Origin of the sequence: Desulfovibrio sp. 1214_IL3152, assembly GCF_036763055.1 — a bacterium.
Classification (GTDB): Bacteria; Desulfobacterota; Desulfovibrionia; order Desulfovibrionales; family Desulfovibrionaceae; genus Desulfovibrio.
On the sequence record NZ_JBAIYW010000406.1, the window covers coordinates 1 to 1,027 of the forward strand.

Genomic DNA, 1,027 nt, shown 5'->3' on the forward strand with positions numbered 1-1,027 from the left:
CTCGCGCGCATCGCCGGCAATGCGCGCATCCATGCCGCGCAGGCTCAGGCGCTGGGCCAGAGGCCCGGCAAAGGCAGACTCGTCATCCACAACAAGCACGCGCACGGCGTTCCCCTTTCTGCATTACAGCCCGCTGGATGTTGCCTGGAGCAGTTAACACTTGAAATGCTCACGTACGGCAGGCAAAAGCCTGCCTGCTCGCATTTCGTGGCAAGGATTTTCCTGAAAATCCTTGCAGAGCGGTTACCTCATTTCATTCGTAAACTGCTCTATTTTTCGTGTTCCTGCAAAATATCCTTTTCTTTCATCACGTCGCGCGCAGACTCAAAGTCGCCGCCTTCAGCCAGGGATACGGCCACCATGGCATTTTCCAGCTTGTCGCGGTAGGCCATGCGTATGCTGCCGAGCAGTTCATCAATATCCATAGGTTTGCGCAGGAAATTGTACGCGCCCATGCGATAGGCGGTCTGTTCCTCGGCATCGCCACCGTGACCGGTAAGAATGATGACCTGCACCAGGGGATTGCTCTTCTTTACGTTGCGCAGCACCTCAAAGCCGTCCATGCCCGGCATGCGCAGGTCAAGCACGATGACGTCCGTGGGCTGTTCCACGGCTTTGAGCGCCTCGGGGCCGTCATAGGCCACACGCGCGGCAAAACCGCGCATGGCCAGACGTTCGGCCAGGGTGTCCACAAACTGCCTTTCGTCGTCCACCAGCAGAATCTTGATGTCTTCTTTGGTCATGAAAAACTCCTTGAAGGTCCGGCCTATGCCGGAGCCGGTTATACCGCATCTGACTCGCAGGCGGAAAGTGAAAGGAAAAAACGCGGTTCCGCTTCACGCCAGGGCATAAGCGCTGCCCGCCAGCCGGGGCGCATGCCGCTGAGCATGGGGCTGCCCGTCATGGCTGCCAGAGCCAGTTCCCTGTTGCTCCCTTCCGACACTTCCACCACAATGCCTTCTTCCTTCCCTCGCCGTCCGGCAGTAAGGCGCAGATGTATCTGGCCGCCCACCGAAGCGCAGAGATC

At 58.5% G+C, this 1,027-nt stretch carries 1 protein-coding gene and 1 pseudogene; both read right to left on the reverse strand.

Annotation, left to right across the window (positions count from 1 at the left end; all coding sequences use genetic code 11):
- Window positions 1-269: 269 nt before the first annotated feature.
- Window positions 270-743 (reverse strand): response regulator, encoded by a 474-nt coding sequence (locus V6C07_RS08710; protein WP_333536008.1) that lies wholly within the window; start codon window positions 741-743, stop codon window positions 270-272.
- Between the two features lie 38 nt (window positions 744-781).
- Window positions 782-1,027 (reverse strand): annotated as a pseudogene (locus tag V6C07_RS08715) (sensor histidine kinase); the annotation flags it as partial.